Raw genomic sequence first — 13,533 nt, forward strand, 5'->3', positions numbered from 1 at the left:
TCAGGTGTCTTATGGAAAAGTACACACCTCATTACGATCTGGCGGTGATCAAGGCGGACGTCAGGCGGCTTGGAGGCCGGGCATTTACGCTCGCAGCAAAGCAAACAGGCGCGCGGCTCGGTCTGAGTATCAAGGAGATGCAAGAGGTCGTTTTCGAACTACAAAACAGGATGTTGTACAAATCGATGACCACGTATGCCGATCACCGGGTGTGGCAGGACGTGTACCACATCAATTCACACGGTCTGGAGATTTACATCAAGGTCACTTACTGCACAGCCGGTAACCCTCCAGTGATCTCCTTCAAGAAGAAGAGCTCATGAACACTCAACATTGCTTCATTTGCGGTGCACCCGACGCCATGAGGCGCTTCGAAAGCCGCAGCGAAACCCTCCGTGTCAACGGTATGGAACGGCGTGTCGATGACCTGTCTGGCTGGGAATGCCAACTGTGCGGCGACGGCATGCATGACCCTGACAGCTCCGACCGCTATAGCGCCGCCAGCGATGAACTGGTCCGTACCGCGCGGACAATGATCGGCAACGAGATGAAACGCATCCGTCGCAAGCTGCACCTTACGCAGAAAGAAGCCGTGCAACTGTTGTCCGGTGGCGGTCACAACGCTTTTTCACGTTATGAACGCGGTGAGCTTCTGCCACCGAAGCCACTGGTTCTATTGATGCGATTGTTGGACCGTTACCCTCACCTGCTCGCCGACGCCAGGGTCTTGGCCGAAGGCGCTGACCTGCGGGGCTTCACCCATACCGCGAACACAGGGCAGGAGGCGCTCAAGGCCTCCTGAACAGACAAAAATAAACCCGGCCGGGCCGGGTTTATTTTTTCAAACATCGATCAATGCAGGATCTGGCTCAAGAACAGCTTGGTCCGGTCATTCTGCGGGTTGTCGAAGAAGTCATTCGGCGCCGCCTGTTCGACGATCTCGCCTTTGTCCATGAAGATCACGCGGTTGGCCACGGTACGCGCGAAGCCCATTTCGTGGGTCACGCACAACATGGTCATGCCGTCTTCGGCCAGGCCGATCATGGTGTCGAGCACTTCCTTGACCATTTCCGGGTCGAGGGCCGAGGTCGGCTCGTCGAACAGCATGATTTTCGGCTTCATGCACAGGGCGCGGGCAATCGCCACACGCTGTTGCTGGCCGCCGGACAGTTGCCCCGGAAACTTGTGGGCCTGCTCCGGGATGCGCACACGCTCCAGGTAGTGCATGGCGATTTCCTCGGCCTTGCGCTTGGGCATCTTGCGCACCCACATCGGCGCCAGCGTGCAGTTCTGCAGGATGGTCAGGTGCGGGAACAGGTTGAAGTGCTGGAACACCATGCCGACTTCACGGCGGATCGCTTCGATCTGCTTGAGGTCGTTGGTCAGTTCCACGCCATCGACCACGATGCGGCCCTGCTGGTGCTCTTCCAGACGGTTGAGGCAACGGATGGTGGTGGACTTGCCCGAACCCGACGGGCCGCACAGCACGATACGCTCGCCCTGCTTGACGTTGAGGTTGATGTCTTTCAACACATGGAACTGGCCATACCACTTGTTGACGCCCTGCATCTGGATAATGCCTTCAGGGCTCACAGGCTGTTTGATCGCTTCGCTCATAACATCAACTCCTAACGCTTGTGGCCTGTGTCGAGCTTGTGTTCCAAATGAATGGAATAGCGCGACATACCAAAACAGAAAATCCAGAACACCAGGGCGGCAAACACATAGCCTTCGGTGGCCATGCCCAACCATTTAGGGTCGGCGGCGGCTTGCTTGACGCTGTTGAGCAGGTCGAACAGGCCGATGATGATCACCAGGCTGGTGTCCTTGAACAACGCGATAAACGTGTTGACGATGCCAGGGATCACCATCTTCAGGGCTTGCGGCAGGATCACCAGGCCCATGCTGCGCCAGTAACCCAGGCCCATCGCCGCGGCCGCTTCGTACTGACCTTTGGGAATCGCCTGCAAGCCACCGCGCACCACTTCGGCCACGTAGGCCGACTGGAACAGGATCACGCCGATCAACGCCCGCAGCAGCTTGTCGATGCCCATGCCTTCAGGCAGGAACAACGGCAGCATCACCGAGGACATGAACAGCACGGTGATCAACGGCACGCCGCGCCAGAACTCAATGAAGGTCACGCAGACCACACGAATCGCCGGCATGTTCGAGCGCCGCCCCAAGGCCAGCACAATCCCCAGCGGCAAGGCACCGGCGATGCCGACAGTGGCGATGACCAGGGTCAGCATCAGGCCGCCCCATTGGCTGGTTGCCACATTGGTCAGCCCGAAGATCCCGCCGTGGAGCAGGAAGTAGGCGATGATCGGGTACAGCACCAGGAAGCTCAGGCCATAGACCGCCTTGCGTGGGAAACGCGAGATGAACAACGGCGCCACGCCGACGATGGCCAGCCACACGGTCAGGTCCACACGCCAGCGCAGGTCGCCGGGGTAGTAGCCGTACATGAACTGCCCGAAGCGCTGTTGGATAAACACCCAGCACGCGCCTTCCTTGGTGCAGTCGGCGCGGGTGGTGCCGACCCAGTTGGCATCGAGGATGGCCCAATGCAGGATTGGCGGCACCACCAGGTAGATCAGGTAGAACGCCAACAGCGTCAGCAAGGTATTGAGCCAGCTGGAAAACAGGTTGGCGCGCATCCAGGCCATCGGTCCGAAGACTTTGCTCGGCGGCGGCATATCAGGTTTGAAAGTATGCGAACTCATGTGCGTTTCCTCACCGCTCGATCAGCGCAATGCGCTTGTTGTACCAGTTCATCAGCAGGGAAATGCTGATGCTGATCGCCAGGTACACGCTCATGGTGATGGCAATAACCTCGATGGCCTGGCCGGTCTGGTTGAGCACCGTGCCGGCAAACAGCGAAACCATTTCCGGGTAACCGATACCGGCGGCCAGCGACGAGTTCTTCGCCAGGTTCAGGTACTGGCTGGTCAGCGGCGGAATGATCACCCGCAGGGCTTGCGGGATGATGACCTTGCGCAGCGTCGGCCCAGGGCGCAGGCCCAGGGAGCGCGCAGCTTCGGTCTGGCCGTGGCTGACGGACTTGATGCCCGAACGCACGATCTCGGCGATAAACGCTGCCGTGTACACGGTAAGCGCCAGGGTCAGGGCCAGCAGTTCAGGGATCAGTACCCAGCCGCCGACAAAGTTAAAACCTTGCAGCTTTGGCATTTCCCAGTGCAGCGGCGCGCCGAAGATCAAGGCACACAACGCCGGGATCACGATAAACAGCGCCAGGCCCGCCCAGAACTTGTGGAAGGGTACGCCGGTCGCCTCAAAGCGCTTGTTGGCCCAACGCGCCATCAGCACGATTGCCACGATGGCAACCACGATGCTGGCCACAAACGGCCAGAACCCGTCAGCGGCCAGCGCTGCGGGCATGTTCAGGCCACGGCTGCTGACAAAGAAGGTGTCACCGAAGTTATGGCTGTTGCGCGGCCCCGGCATGGTCAGGAACACCGCGAAGTACCAGAACAGGATCTGCAGCAGCGGCGGAATGTTGCGGAACACTTCCACATACACGGTCGCCAGCTTGTTGATCATCCAGTTCGGTGACAGGCGCGCCACGCCGATGATGAAGCCCAGCAGGGTCGCCAGGATCACCCCGATAAAGGTCACCAGCAAAGTGTTGAGCAGCCCGATCACAAAGACACGGGCATAGCTGTCCGATTCGGTGTAGTCGATCAAATGCTGCGCGATGCCGAAGCCGGCACTGCGCTCAAGAAAGTCGAAACCCGAGGTAATGCCCCGGTGCTGAAGGTTGGTCTGGGTATTGTCGAAGAGGTACCAGCCCAGCGAGATCACCGCCACAATCGTGATGATCTGGAAGAGCCACGCACGCACTTTGGGATCGCTGAAGCTGAGCTTCCGATTTGGTGCGCCGATTTGTTTTTGCATGAAGTGCCCCGGAAAGAATGGAACAGAACATCACCCGGCGGTTGGCCCACCGGGTGACAGAACCATCAGCGATCAGCGCACAGGCGGTGCGTATTGAATGCCGCCGTTGTTCCACAGCGCGTTCAGGCCGCGGTCGATTTCCAGCGGGGTGCTCTTGCCCAGGTTGCGCTCGAACACTTCACCGTAGTTACCGACTTGCTTGACGATCTGTACGACCCAATCCTTCTTCACTTTCAGGTCTTTGCCGTATTCGCCGTCAGCACCGAGCAGACGCGCAACGTCCGGGTTCTTGGTGGACTTGGCTTCAGCTTCAACGTTTTTGGACGTGATGCCGGCTTCTTCAGCGTTGAGCATGGCGTAGCCCACCCAGCGCACGATGGCCAGCCACTCGTCATCACCGTTACGCACGACCGGGCCCAGCGGTTCCTTGGAAATGGTTTCCGGCAGAACTACGTAATCCTTTGGCGAGGCCAGCTTGCTGCGCTGGGCGAACAGTTGGGACTTGTCGGAGGTCAGTACGTCGCAACGGCCGGATTCCAGCGACTTGGCGCTTTCATCGGAGGTGTCGAAGGTGATCGGGGTGTATTTGAGGTTGTTGCCACGGAAGTAGTCGGAAACGTTCAGCTCAGTGGTGGTACCGGCCTGGATGCAGATGGTTGCACCGTCCAGTTCCTTGGCACTTTTAACGCCCAACTTGTTGTTAACCAGGAAGCCGATGCCGTCGTAGTAAGTGATGAAGCCCGGGAATTTCAAGCCCATGCCCGCATCGCGGGAGCTGGTCATGGTGGTGTTACGCGACAGGATGTCGACTTCGCCGGATTGAAGCGCGGTGAAACGCTCCTTGGCGTTCAACTGGCTGAATTTGACCTTGGTGGCGTCGCCGAAAACGGCAGCGGCCACGGCGCGACAAACGTCAGCATCGATCCCGAGGATCTTGCCGCTGGCATCCGGTACCGAGAAGCCCGGCAAGCCGTCACTCACGCCACATTGCACAAAGCCTTTCTTCTGCACGGCGTCCAGAGTGGCGCCAGCCTGGGCGAAACCACTGACACCCAGTACAGCCGCCGCGCTAACGATGGCCAGGGTGGATTTCAATACCTTCATTCAAACCTCCAGTTGCTCTTGTTGTGTCGAAGCTCCAACCTCAGCGCACCCTTATGAGGCGATATCGACCCGTGTTGGCTTTTTTTAGGGTCAAGCGGCATGAGGCTTTCGCGGTAATTCCAGCGGCTATCCCAGAAGCGGCAGTCACTGATAGTGTTACCGTCCAGGGAAAGTTCTGACATCGACCTACACATAGCAAGGCGCGTACCAGAGTGGCGGCTGAGTCGTTTCAGCCCCTCGTCAATGGAAAAAGATTCAACCTTGCGACATTCTCTTAACAGATCAACCTGTCGCGCACCGTTCCGACGCACCCAATCGGAGCGCACGCACATATATGGAGCAGACATGACCGAACCCTTGATTCTTCAGCCCGCCAAGCCCGCAGACGCCTGCGTAATCTGGTTGCATGGCCTGGGTGCCGATCGCTACGACTTCCTGCCGGTGGCCGAGGCGCTGCAGGAAAGCTTGCTGTCCACCCGCTTTGTTTTGCCCCAGGCACCGACCCGTCCGGTGACGATCAATGGTGGCTACGAGATGCCCAGCTGGTACGACATCAAGGCCATGAGCCCGGCCCGCTCGATCAGCCTGGAAGAGCTGGAAGTGTCAGCAAAAATGCTGACCGATCTGATCGAAGCACAGAAGAGAACCGGAATAGACGCTTCGAGGATTTTCCTCGCGGGCTTTTCCCAAGGTGGCGCCGTGGTCTTCCACACCGCGTTCCTGAATTGGGAGGGGCCATTGGGCGGCGTCATCGCCCTCTCCACCTACGCGCCCACCTTCAGCGATGAGCTTGAATTGTCGGCCAGCCAACAACGCATTCCAACGCTGTGCCTGCACGGCCAGTACGACGAGGTGGTACAGAACGCCATGGGCCGCAGCGCCTACGAGCATTTGAAAACCCGTGGTGTCACCGTGACATGGCAGGAATACCCAATGGGCCACGAAGTGTTACCCCAGGAGATACACGATATAGGGACTTGGTTGACCGCTCGCCTGGGCTGAACCCCACGTTTATGTAGCCGTATGACAGACGCACTACGCCGCGCCCGATTCTTGCATTACACTGGCCGGCGTACATTCCTTAACCAATTAATGAGATCACCGTGCTCAAAGCACTCAAGAAGATGTTCGGCAAAAGCGAGGCTGAGCCGCTCGCGCCTGTTCCCAGTGCTCCTGTCCCCTCCTCCGGCAGCCGCAATGACGGTCAACAGCCAGGCCGGACTGCACCTGTCGCCCAGCCGAAGACGCCGACGGTGACACCGCCCGAACAGGCAAAACCCGAGACCCAAGCCGCACCCGCCCCCAAGCCTCGCCGGGAACGCGCGCCCAAACCGCCGGTGATCCCGTGGAAACTCGAGGATTTCGTCGTCGAGCCCCAGGAAGGCAAGACCCGCTTCCACGATTTTGATCTGGCCCCGGAACTGATGCACGCCATCCAGGACCTGGGGTTCCCGTACTGCACGCCGATCCAGGCGCAGGTATTGGGCTTTACCCTCGCCGGCAAAGATGCCATCGGTCGTGCCCAGACCGGCACCGGCAAGACCGCCGCGTTCCTGATCTCGATCATCACCCAGCTGCTGCAAACGCCGCCGCCGAAAGAACGCTACATGGGTGAACCGCGTGCGCTGATCATCGCGCCTACCCGTGAACTGGTGGTGCAGATCGCCAAGGACGCCGCCGACCTGACCAAGTACACCGGCCTCAACGTCATGACGTTCGTGGGCGGCATGGACTTCGACAAGCAGCTCAAGCACCTCGAAGCCCGCCACTGCGACATCCTGGTGGCAACCCCCGGCCGCCTGCTGGACTTCAACCAGCGCGGCGACGTGCACCTGGACATGGTCGAAGTGATGGTGCTGGACGAAGCCGACCGCATGCTCGACATGGGTTTCATCCCACAAGTACGCCAGATCATTCGCCAGACCCCGCCGAAAAACGAGCGCCAGACCCTGCTGTTCTCCGCGACCTTCACCGAAGACGTGATGAACCTCGCCAAGCAGTGGACTACCGAGCCGTCGATCGTCGAGATCGAAGCGCTGAACGTCGCCAGCGAAAACGTCGAACAGCACATCTATGCCGTGGCCGGTGCCGACAAGTACAAGCTGCTCTACAACCTGGTCAACGACAACGGTTGGGAGCGCGTGATGGTGTTCGCCAACCGCAAGGACGAAGTGCGTCGCATCGAAGAACGCCTGGTGCGCGATGGCGTGAATGCCGCGCAGCTGTCCGGCGATGTGCCGCAACACAAGCGCATCAAGACCCTGGAAGGCTTCCGCGAAGGCAAGATCCGCGTGCTGGTGGCCACCGACGTGGCCGGACGCGGGATTCACATCGACGGCATCAGCCACGTGATCAACTTCACCCTGCCGGAAGTGCCGGACGACTACGTGCACCGCATCGGCCGTACCGGCCGGGCGGGGGCTGCGGGTGTGTCGATCAGCTTTGCCGGGGAGGATGACTCGTATCAGTTGCCGTCGATCGAGACCTTGCTGGGCCGCAAGATCAGCTGCGAGACTCCGCCGACGCACTTGCTGCGGGCTGTAGAGCGCAAACGCCCGTAAGCTGAAATGCGATAAAAATGTGGGAGGGGCGGTGCGACGATTCGACTTGCCCCCGATAGCAGTGGATCAGTCGATACATAAATTGACTGACACACCGCTATCGGGGGCAAGCCCCCTCCCACATTTGGTTAAGTGTTCGGCTGGTTATTTCCAGCGATCCGCCGCAGCGTGGTCGCTATCCCTCCCTTCCACCCAGCGCGCACCCTCACGGGTATTTTCCTTCTTCCAGAACGGCGCACGGGTTTTCAGGTAATCCATCACAAACGCACAGGCATCGAACGCCGCCTGGCGATGGGCACTGGCGGCCGCCACGAACACAATCGGCTCGCCGGGCTCCAGCGCACCGATACGATGCAGCACTTCGAGCTTGAGCAGCGGCCAGCGTTGCTCGGCTTCGACGGCGATCTTGGCCAAGGCTTTTTCAGTCATGCCCGGATAGTGTTCGAGGAACATGCCAGACACCTCGCGCCCCTCGTTGAAATCGCGCACATAGCCGACAAAACTCACCACCGCGCCCACGCCCACATTCGCCGCGTGCATCGCGTTGACCTCGGCACCGGGATCAAACGGTTCGACCTGTACACGAATGGCCATGTTCAGCCTCCGGTCACGGGCGGGAAGAACGCGACTTCATCACCGGCCTGCAACGGCTCGTCGAGAGCGCACAGCTCCTGGTTGCGGGCACACATCAGGCTGGTTTCGTTGAGCACTTCAAAGCCCGGATCAGCGGCCAGCGCCTGGCGCACGGCATCGACCGTGGCGAAGTCGCCTTCCATCTCAAGTGAATCCAGGCCTATTTTTTCGCTGTAACGCGCGAAAAACAGTACGTTGATGCTCATTGTCCATCCGCCTTGAAATGCCCGCTCTTACCGCCAAGCTTTTCCAGCAGGCGAATGTTTTCGATGGTCATGCCGCGATCCACGGCCTTGCACATGTCGTAGATCGTCAGCGCCGCGACACTGGCCGCCGTCAACGCTTCCATCTCTACGCCGGTCTGCCCGGACAGCTTGCAGCGCGCGACGATGTGCACCGAGTCTGCGCCATCGGCACTCAGTTCGACCTTGACTCCGGTCAACATCAGCGGGTGACACAGGGGGATCAAATCACTGGTTTTTTTCGCCGCCTGGATCCCGGCGATGCGGGCCACGGCAAACACGTCGCCCTTGGGATGGGCGCCGTCGACAATCATTTGCAGGGTCTCGGGCAGCATGCGCACCCGCGCTTCGGCCACCGCCTCCCGGAACGTCACGGACTTGTCGGTGACGTCGACCATATGGGCGCGACCTTGGGAATCGAGATGAGTCAGCACAGGGATACTCCTGATCAGGAGCGGCGATTGTAAACCCAACACGCAATAAATGTGGGAGCAGCGGTGCGACGCACCGCCGCTCCAACGGTTACAGGTGCGACTCTGCGTATTCAGCCAGAATCGAGCGAGGCACCCCTTGCAGCGCGATATGCACGCCGTTCGGGAAGTCCTTGAAGCGTTCCGTCAGGTAGGTCAGCCCGGAGCTGGTCGCGGACAGGTAAGGGGTGTCGATCTGTGCCAGGTTGCCCAGGCATACCACTTTGGAACCGGCGCCGGCACGGGTGATGATGGTTTTCATCTGGTGCGGGGTCAGGTTCTGGCATTCATCGATCAAAATCAGGCTCTGCTGGAAGCTGCGACCTCGGATGTAGTTGAGGGATTTGAACTGCAACGGCACTTTGCTGAGGATGTAGTCGACGCTGCCATGGGTGTTTTCGTCATCCATGTGCAAGGCTTCGAGGTTGTCGGTGATCGCCCCCAGCCACGGCTCCATTTTTTCCGCCTCGGTACCGGGCAAAAAGCCGATTTCCTGGTCCAGGCCCTGCACGGAGCGGGTGGCGATGATGCGGCGATAGCGCTTGGTCACCATGGTCTGCTCGATGGCGGCAGCCAGGGCGAGGATGGTTTTACCGGAACCGGCAGCGCCCGTCAGGTTGACCAGATGGATGTCCGGGTCGAGCAGCGCATACAGCGCCAGGCTCTGGTAGATATCACGCGGTTTCAGGCCCCAGGCTTCCTGGTGCAACAGGGGTTCCTGATGCAGGTCGAGGATCAGCAGCTTGTCGACCTGGATCTCTTTGATCCAGCCCACGAAGCCCTGCTCGTCGACGATGAATTCATTGATATGCACGGCCGGCAGATTGTCGATCAGTTGTACCTGGTGCCAGGTACGACCGTGGTCCTGACGGGTTTCGACCTTGCTGACACGGTCCCAGAACGAGCCGGTCATCATGTGATAACCACGGGACAGCATCGACACGTCGTCGACCAGTTGGTCGGTACTGTAGTCCTCGGCAGCGATCCCACACGCTCGTGCCTTGAGGCGCATATTGATGTCTTTGGTCACCAGCACCACGCGCAGGTCCTTGTCGCGAGCGTGCAGGTCGATCAATTGGTTGATGATTTTGTTGTCGTTCAGGTTTTCCGGCAGCAGGCTGTTGGGCTCGCTGCGCTTGCTCATCAGGATCGACAGCAAGCCCTTGGGCCCGCTTTTGCCGCGCTGGATCGGCACGCCGACCTCAACGTCCTCGGGTGACGCTTCGCCCAGGGTCTTGTCGATCAGGCGGATGGCCTGGCGGCATTCGGCAGCCACGCTGTGGTGCCCGCTTTTAAGTTTGTCGAGCTCCTCAAGCACGATCATCGGGATGGCGACGTGGTGTTCTTCGAAGTTAAGCAGTGCGTTTGGATCGTGGATCAGTACATTGGTATCAAGCACATAAAGGATTGGCTGGTCGGAAGAAGGGTTACGTCCATGATCATCCATACTCGGTCACCTTTGTGGGAGCCAGTCGACGCAATACCACAACAGTGCTGCGCCTCGATTCGACCACCGACTGCACCTGAGTGACGTCAAGCGCAGTGCCCACATGAGGAGTCTTGGAAGACGCCACCTGTGTTGCAGGTTTCGGCGATCTGACTTCGTAATACCGCAAAACCCATGACAGGAAAAAGTACTTTGACGCTTTTTTGAAGTTTATTTTTCAGGATGACGAATAGCACTAGCCGAGTGCCCGATGCACCGTTAAAGTCGGAAGTCCGCCTGCATCGAAATGTCGCACAAAATCAGCGCCAAAATGCCTCCAACCCAACAGGGCCGGGCACTTCATCCTTTTAACGAAACGCCTCCCGGCAGTCCTGCCAACCCAGCCCACTCTGCGCCGTTGCCTGCAGCAACATCGGCAGTGCTACCCGCGCCTTGTCCTGGGTGTCGTGAAACACAATCACGCCTTTGCGCCACAACAGCATCAACGTCAGCACCCGTTGCGCCGACTCATCGGCCTTGAGCTTGCCCGGCTCGTCCTGGGAATCGATGTCCCATAACGCCACCTGCAAGCCCTGGGACTGGAAGAACCCCTGGCTGTCCGCGCGCCGCTGCCCGTAAGGCGGGCGGAACAGCGGCACGTAGTTTTCCGGCATCAGGTTCTGCACCAACTGCGCGCTGCGGGTGATGGAACTCTGCCAGTCCACCCAATGGCTGTGGGAACGGTACTGCCAGCCCTGGGTGCCGACGCACTGGCCCTGGTACAACGCCTCCACCTCAGCGGCGGAACTGCGCTCCACACGGTTTTGCAGGCTGCTGCCGAGGACAAAGAAGGTGGCGTTCATCTTCTGCTTGCGCAGGTAGTCGGCGAGCCAGTCGGTGTTACCGCTGACCGGTGCAGGACCGCCGTCGAAGGTCAGCAGGAACAGGCGGTCGTTGAACTCATCGCCATTGCGTTCATGGTCGCCAAAGCGCGCGACCTCGCTGCTGATCTGCGGAAACAGCGCAGCCTTGCGCAGCAGTTCGTCCAGATAACGCTCGTGGAAGGCATGGCTGGGGGCGGCCCAGCCTATATAGAAAGAGTCTTCGCTGATCGCCAGCTTGCCGGCCTGCTCGCGCAGGTCGTCCATGTTCTCCACCAGGTAGCAGAACGAGGCGTCGACTTCGCAGCTCTGCTGGGCGAACGTGTAGTTCTCCAGCAGGCGCTGCCAAAGCTCGCGACGCAAGTCGTCGATGGCGGCCAGGTTGATGATCTTCAAGCCCAGGCGCTGCTTGAGTGCGGTTTCATCCTGGGATTCACTGCCCAGCAGGCTATGGGCGAACATCAGGATTTCCGCACGCGAAGCCACGTCGAACAGCGCCGGGCTGCTGAGTTTTTCCGGCCAGGTGCCACGGTCCAGGCTGGCCACATCCACCGGCGCCGCCTGGGCATTCAGGCACAGCAGGCACGCCGACAACAAAAGCGCTATTCGCACGCAGGGTCTCCCTCTCCAGAGTCACCGGCCATCATAGCGGATCGCGCCTATCGCCATCATAGGTGGAGTCAAATCGCCCAAGCCCCTAGAATCCCCGCACGATTTACAGGAGACGACTTCATGCTGATGGTGATTTCCCCCGCCAAGACCCTCGATTTCGAGACCCCAGCGGTGACCCAGCGCTTTACCCAGCCACAGTACCTGGACCATTCCCAGGCGCTGATCGAGCAACTGCGCGAGCTGAGCCCGGCGCAGATCAGCGAATTGATGCACGTGTCCGATAAGATCGGCGGCCTCAATGCCGCCCGCTTCGGCAGCTGGACCCCGGCCTTCACCCCGGAGAATGCCAAGCAGGCCTTGCTGGCGTTCAAGGGCGACGTGTACACCGGACTCAACGCCGACACCTTCACCGATGCCGACTTCAGCTACGCCCAGGACCACCTGCGCATGCTCTCGGGCCTATATGGCCTGCTGCGCCCCCTGGACCTGATGATGCCGTATCGCCTGGAGATGGGTACCAAACTCGCCAACGCCCGTGGCAAGGACCTGTACGCCTTCTGGGGCACGCGCATCAGCGAATGGCTGAACGAAGCCCTGGCCGAACAAGGCGACGACGTGCTGCTCAACCTGGCCTCCAACGAGTACTTCTCGGCGGTCAAGCGCACGGCCCTGAACGCGCGGATCATCAACACCGAGTTCAAGGACCTGAAGAACGGCCAGTACAAGATCATCAGCTTCTACGCGAAAAAGGCCCGGGGCATGATGAGCCGCTTCGTGATCGAAGAGCGCATCAACGATCCGGCCAGGCTCAAGCAGTTCGATGTGCAGGGTTACCGCTTCAATGCGGAGCAGTCCAAGCCGGACAATCTGGTGTTCCTGCGCGATCATGCACCGGAATAAGGCCGTACCAGCCTCTTTCAGACAATGAAATCCAAATGTGGGAGGGGCATGCCCCCTCCCACATTTTGTCCGCGCTTCACACCAAGAATCGTCATTTATTTGACGTCAAAAAATATCCCGACACATCCCTAACATTTCTTTCACTCGACATTTCCAAAATTTTTTCGTAGTGGCACCACTTTTTTAAAACACTAGTGGCACAAAACTATCCCTTCGCGCCAACTACCTGTAACTACTGGCCCAGATAGCAAGTGCTATCAATATAGTACCAGTGCCATCTTTGCCTATATTTCAAGAAATTTCGGGAAACAGGATGAGCGGCCAGGAACTTCGTCCTGAAGCGCCGCTCATACCACCGGTAACGAAATTCTCTGTTTCTGTAGGAGATGACTTACAAGGCGGACCAACGGAAGTAGCGAAGTTGTCATATTCAACTTTGACTCAGTGGTCACATTACCAACCGATTAGTTGAGAGCGGCGATAAGGATCCATTGCCACGAACTATAAGGCCAAGGCTGTGCTTACCCTAATGGGTCAGTGAGACAACCCAAGGCATTGATATGTAAAGGCTTACAGCCTCTATCAAGGCCCTGCGGCACTGGCGCCAGGCCCTTCTCCCAGGAAGGCTGGCTGCATTTCAGGGCAGGCCCCAATAACAAGGCCAAGTTGCGCACAACTTGAGTGCAATAGTTAGTCACTCGTTATTCAACATGCCTGTACGCGGTAAGTCGGCGTCTATTCGCCCAACTTTCGCGGCATTTGTGACGTTTGCAAACATGAACTCCG

14 protein-coding genes are annotated in these 13,533 nt (G+C 59.1%); 5 read left to right on the plus strand and 9 right to left on the minus strand.

The features are described from left to right. Nucleotides 1–11: 11 nt before the first annotated feature. Nucleotides 12–323, plus strand: a complete 312-nt coding sequence (locus AC07OP_RS04420; RefSeq protein ID WP_092356204.1) for a type II toxin-antitoxin system MqsR family toxin — start codon at nucleotides 12–14, stop codon at nucleotides 321–323. Next, the gene (locus AC07OP_RS04425) at nucleotides 320–802 is read left to right on the plus strand and encodes a type II toxin-antitoxin system MqsA family antitoxin (protein ID WP_098480346.1); all 483 of its coding nucleotides are present in this window, start codon (nucleotides 320–322) and stop codon (nucleotides 800–802) included. The genes AC07OP_RS04420 and AC07OP_RS04425 overlap by 4 nt, the downstream gene beginning before the upstream one ends. 50 nt (nucleotides 803–852) lie before the next feature. On the opposite strand, the gene AC07OP_RS04430 is transcribed toward AC07OP_RS04425, so the two are convergent. From AC07OP_RS04430 to AC07OP_RS04445, 4 genes are all read right to left on the minus strand, one after another. Continuing rightward, on the minus strand, nucleotides 853–1,617 hold the full coding sequence (locus AC07OP_RS04430; RefSeq protein ID WP_003171943.1) for an amino acid ABC transporter ATP-binding protein: 765 nt from the start codon (nucleotides 1,615–1,617) through the stop codon (nucleotides 853–855). An 11-nt stretch (nucleotides 1,618–1,628) separates the two neighbouring features. Continuing rightward, nucleotides 1,629–2,726 carry an amino acid ABC transporter permease gene (locus tag AC07OP_RS04435; RefSeq protein WP_092487163.1) on the minus strand — a complete coding sequence of 366 codons (1,098 nt, stop codon included), beginning with the start codon at nucleotides 2,724–2,726 and terminating at the stop codon, nucleotides 1,629–1,631. 10 nt (nucleotides 2,727–2,736) lie between these two features. Next, nucleotides 2,737–3,918 carry an amino acid ABC transporter permease gene (locus AC07OP_RS04440; protein WP_092487160.1) on the minus strand — a complete coding sequence of 394 codons (1,182 nt, stop codon included), beginning with the start codon at nucleotides 3,916–3,918 and terminating at the stop codon, nucleotides 2,737–2,739. A 72-nt stretch (nucleotides 3,919–3,990) separates the two neighbouring features. Then, nucleotides 3,991–5,022 (minus strand): amino acid ABC transporter substrate-binding protein, encoded by a 1,032-nt coding sequence (locus AC07OP_RS04445; protein WP_027604716.1) that lies wholly within the window; start codon nucleotides 5,020–5,022, stop codon nucleotides 3,991–3,993. A gap of 345 nt (nucleotides 5,023–5,367) precedes the next feature. Between AC07OP_RS04445 and AC07OP_RS04450 the strand changes: the two genes are divergently transcribed. Both AC07OP_RS04450 and rhlB read left to right on the plus strand, forming a co-directional pair. After that, complete coding sequence (locus AC07OP_RS04450) at nucleotides 5,368–6,024, plus strand: alpha/beta hydrolase (protein WP_027604717.1); 657 nt, start codon at nucleotides 5,368–5,370, stop codon at nucleotides 6,022–6,024. Between the two features lie 95 nt (nucleotides 6,025–6,119). Then, nucleotides 6,120–7,583 (plus strand): ATP-dependent RNA helicase RhlB, encoded by a 1,464-nt coding sequence (rhlB, locus tag AC07OP_RS04455; protein ID WP_193603551.1) that lies wholly within the window; start codon nucleotides 6,120–6,122, stop codon nucleotides 7,581–7,583. 144 nt (nucleotides 7,584–7,727) lie between these two features. Here the strand turns inward: rhlB and moaE are convergent, their stop codons facing one another. The 5 genes from moaE to AC07OP_RS04480 all read right to left on the minus strand — a co-directional run bounded on the left by moaE (nucleotide 7,728) and on the right by AC07OP_RS04480 (nucleotide 11,847). Next, the gene (gene moaE, locus AC07OP_RS04460; RefSeq protein ID WP_027604719.1) at nucleotides 7,728–8,177 is read right to left on the minus strand and encodes a molybdopterin synthase catalytic subunit MoaE; all 450 of its coding nucleotides are present in this window, start codon (nucleotides 8,175–8,177) and stop codon (nucleotides 7,728–7,730) included. A 2-nt stretch (nucleotides 8,178–8,179) separates the two neighbouring features. Continuing rightward, a complete protein-coding gene (gene moaD / locus AC07OP_RS04465) occupies nucleotides 8,180–8,422 on the minus strand; it encodes a molybdopterin converting factor subunit 1 (protein ID WP_065938595.1) in 243 nt (80 codons plus the stop codon). Continuing rightward, nucleotides 8,419–8,892 (minus strand): cyclic pyranopterin monophosphate synthase MoaC, encoded by a 474-nt coding sequence (moaC, locus tag AC07OP_RS04470; protein WP_027604721.1) that lies wholly within the window; start codon nucleotides 8,890–8,892, stop codon nucleotides 8,419–8,421. Before moaC ends, moaD begins: the two co-directional genes overlap by 4 nt. Nucleotides 8,893–8,980: 88 nt before the next feature. Then, nucleotides 8,981–10,375 carry a PhoH family protein gene (locus tag AC07OP_RS04475; protein ID WP_005785025.1) on the minus strand — a complete coding sequence of 465 codons (1,395 nt, stop codon included), beginning with the start codon at nucleotides 10,373–10,375 and terminating at the stop codon, nucleotides 8,981–8,983. Between the two features lie 347 nt (nucleotides 10,376–10,722). Next, nucleotides 10,723–11,847, minus strand: coding sequence for a polysaccharide deacetylase family protein (locus AC07OP_RS04480; protein WP_495101166.1), 1,125 nt, complete (start codon nucleotides 11,845–11,847; stop codon nucleotides 10,723–10,725). Nucleotides 11,848–11,967: 120 nt separating this feature from the next. Here AC07OP_RS04480 and yaaA point away from each other — a divergent pair, with 120 nt between their 5' ends. Beyond that, nucleotides 11,968–12,747, plus strand: a complete 780-nt coding sequence (gene yaaA / locus AC07OP_RS04485; protein WP_495101165.1) for a peroxide stress protein YaaA — start codon at nucleotides 11,968–11,970, stop codon at nucleotides 12,745–12,747. The last annotated feature ends 786 nt before the right edge of the window (nucleotides 12,748–13,533 follow it).

The sequence above is a fragment of the Pseudomonas sp. GW821-FHT09D08 genome, assembly GCF_059416305.1.

Coding starts and splice junctions, on each gene's coding strand:
- AC07OP_RS04420 (WP_092356204.1), top strand. CDS start 12: ATGGAAAAGTACACACCTCATTACGATCTGGCGGTGATCAAGGCGGAC.
- AC07OP_RS04425 (WP_098480346.1), top strand. CDS start 320: ATGAACACTCAACATTGCTTCATTTGCGGTGCACCCGACGCCATGAGG.
- AC07OP_RS04430 (WP_003171943.1), bottom strand. CDS start 1,617: ATGAGCGAAGCGATCAAACAGCCTGTGAGCCCTGAAGGCATTATCCAG.
- AC07OP_RS04435 (WP_092487163.1), bottom strand. CDS start 2,726: ATGAGTTCGCATACTTTCAAACCTGATATGCCGCCGCCGAGCAAAGTC.
- AC07OP_RS04440 (WP_092487160.1), bottom strand. CDS start 3,918: ATGCAAAAACAAATCGGCGCACCAAATCGGAAGCTCAGCTTCAGCGAT.
- AC07OP_RS04445 (WP_027604716.1), bottom strand. CDS start 5,022: ATGAAGGTATTGAAATCCACCCTGGCCATCGTTAGCGCGGCGGCTGTA.
- AC07OP_RS04450 (WP_027604717.1), top strand. CDS start 5,368: ATGACCGAACCCTTGATTCTTCAGCCCGCCAAGCCCGCAGACGCCTGC.
- moaE (WP_027604719.1), bottom strand. CDS start 8,177: ATGGCCATTCGTGTACAGGTCGAACCGTTTGATCCCGGTGCCGAGGTC.
- moaD (WP_065938595.1), bottom strand. CDS start 8,422: ATGAGCATCAACGTACTGTTTTTCGCGCGTTACAGCGAAAAAATAGGC.
- AC07OP_RS04475 (WP_005785025.1), bottom strand. CDS start 10,375: ATGGATGATCATGGACGTAACCCTTCTTCCGACCAGCCAATCCTTTAT.
- yaaA (WP_495101165.1), top strand. CDS start 11,968: ATGCTGATGGTGATTTCCCCCGCCAAGACCCTCGATTTCGAGACCCCA.